The sequence below is a fragment of the Streptomyces sp. rh34 genome, from assembly GCF_002551245.1.
Classification (GTDB): Bacteria; Actinomycetota; Actinomycetes; order Streptomycetales; family Streptomycetaceae; genus Streptomyces.
On sequence record NZ_NTGZ01000468.1, the window covers coordinates 1 to 2,546 of the forward strand.

The window sequence follows — 2,546 nt, forward strand, 5'->3', positions numbered from 1 at the left end:
CTTCCTTACTTTTGTTTTCTTTCATTTTATTTTTTTTTTTTCAAGCAGAAGACGGCATACGATATCTGATCAGATGTGTATAAGAGACAGCGCCTCTCCCTGACCGTCAGCGCGGAGAACCGGCAGACCTCCGGGGAACGCCGGAGCCGCCGCGTCAGCTGCACGGTCGCCCTGGCCGTGGCGGGCGCGCTCGCGGTCGTCACCCTCGGCACGGGCCTGCTCGACGGCTTCTTCCCGCGCGGCGCCGCCGACCGGGACCGGGGCAACGGCGCCGCGGCGACCCCGTCGGCCCCCGCCTCCCCGCCCGGCTCCGGGAAGCCGTCGCCCGCCGAGTCCGCCGACCGGGGCGGGGCCCCGGTCGGCGAGCTTCCGAAGGCGTACCTGGGCACCTGGAAGGGGCCGGTCACCGAGAGGACGACCGGTCAGCCCCACGGCACGCTCACCGCCGTCTTCACCGAGGGGAAACGCGGGGAGCGGGTCGTCCGGATGAGCACGACCATCTCCCAGCTCGGCATCACCGTCACCTGCAACAGCGTCGGCACCCTCGCCTCCGGCACCGCGAAGGAGCTGAACATCCGCGAGGCCACCGACCCGGACCGCCCCAGCACCCCCGGCCTGTGCACCACCACCGAGGCCGATCTGGTCTTCCGCCTCGCCGACGACGGCACCCTGGACTACCGCTCGAAGGAACGCGCCGCGGGTCTCCCGTACGGCAAGCTCACCCGGTCCGGCGGCTGACGGCGTCAAGGGCTGGCGTACGCTGGATCGGTCCGAGGAACGTCAATAAAACCGCCGAAAGGTGACAGCCCGGTGACCGAGAAGGCCGACCTTCAGCCCGTCCTCGACCGAGCCGCCGAAGGCGGTCGGATCACCCCGGAGGAGGCGCTCGACCTCTACCGGTCCGCGCCCCTGCACGCGCTGGGCGCCGCCGCCGACGCCGCACGCCGCCGCCGCTACGCCGGTACGGAGCACATCGCGACGTACATCATCGAGCGCAACATCAACTACACCAACGTGTGTGTGACGGCCTGCAAGTTCTGCGCCTTCTACGCCCCGCCCAAGGACACGGCCAAGGGCTGGACCCGCGACCTCGACGACATCCTGCGCCGCTGCGCGGAGACCGTGGAGCTGGGCGGCACCCAGATCATGTTCCAGGGCGGCCACCACCCGGACTTCGGCGTCGAGTACTACGAGGAGCACTTCTCCGCGATCAAGAAGGCGTATCCGCAGCTGGTCATCCACTCGCTGGGCGCCTCCGAGATCGAGCACATGGCCCGGATCTCGAAGGTCTCCGCCGAGGAGGCCATCAGCCGGATCCACGCCGCCGGGCTCGACTCCTTCGCCGGCGCCGGCGCCGAACTGCTGCCCGCCCGGCCGCGCACCGCCATCGCCCCGCTCAAGGAGTCCGGCGAGCGGTGGCTGGAGATCATGGAGATCGCGCACGGCCTCGGCGTCGAGTCCACCTCCACCATGCTGATGGGCACCGGCGAGACCAACGCCGAGCGCATCGAGCACCTGAGGATGATCCGGGACGTCCAGGACCGTACGGGCGGCTTCCGCGCCTTCATCCCGTACACCTACCAGCCGGAGAACAACAAGCTGAAGGGCCAGACGCAGGCCACGCTCTTCGAGTACCTGCGGATGATCGCCATCGCCCGGCTCTTCCTCGACAACGTCGCCCACATCCAGGGCTCCTGGCTGACCACCGGCAAGGAGGTCGGCCAGCTGTCGCTGCACTACGGCGCGGACGACCTCGGCTCGATCATGCTGGAGGAGAACGTCGTCTCCTCGGCCGGGGCCAAGCACCGCTCCAACCGGCTGGAGATCATCGACCTGATCCGCAAGGCGGACCGGGTCCCCGCCCAGCGCGCCACGACGTACGAGCACCTCGTCGTGCACGACGACCCGGCGCTGGACCCGGTCGACGAGCGCGTCGTCTCGCACATCTCCTCGACGGCGATCGAGGGCGGCACGGCCCACCCGGAGCTGAAGCTCCTGAACGCCAACTAGGCCTCGGCTTCCCGTGCTGACGATCCACACCGCGCCCCTGGTCCTCCCGGTCGGCGCGGCGGCCGTCGTGGACGGTGCGGTCGCGGTGGACGGGGAGCGGATCGCGGCCCTCGGCCCGTACGAGGAGGTCGTCGCCGCGTACCCGGCCGCCCGGGTCCGCCGCTGGCCCGGCCTCCTCACGCCCGGCCTGCGCCAGGACCGGGCCCGGGAGCTGCTCACCCGCTGCTACCACCCCGACCCCCGCGAGGCCGACGAGCTGGGCGAACTCCCGCTGTGGGGCGAGGAGTTCGAGCGGATCGCGGCGACGATGGACACGGCCCGGCGGGCCGGGTCCGTCCGGCGCGGGCTCCAGCGGATGCTGCGGCACGGCACGACGCACCTGGCGGGCCCCTTCGACGCGGACGATCCCGCCCTGCGCACGGCCCTCTCCCGGTCGGGCCTGGTCCGGGTCCCGTCGTCGCCCGCGCCCTCGGGCCCGCCGGCCCTGGACCCCTTCGCGGCGGGCGGCGACCTGGCCCGTACGGCGGGCGCCCCGC

2 protein-coding genes and 1 pseudogene are annotated in these 2,546 nt (G+C 71.4%); all 3 read left to right on the forward strand.

All coding sequences use genetic code 11. From position 1 onward, the window contains the following. Positions 1–90 precede the first annotated feature (90 nt). A pseudogene (locus tag CR470_RS37290) lies at positions 91–738 on the forward strand (serine/threonine protein kinase); the annotation flags it as partial. Positions 739–810: 72 nt separating this feature from the next. Next, positions 811–2,010, forward strand: a complete 1,200-nt coding sequence (mqnC, locus tag CR470_RS37295; protein WP_097872155.1) for a cyclic dehypoxanthinyl futalosine synthase — start codon at positions 811–813, stop codon at positions 2,008–2,010. Between the two features lie 13 nt (positions 2,011–2,023). Continuing rightward, positions 2,024–2,546, forward strand: a 523-nt coding sequence (locus CR470_RS37300) for an imidazolonepropionase-like domain-containing protein (RefSeq protein WP_097872157.1), incomplete at its 3' end; no start/stop codon positions are given.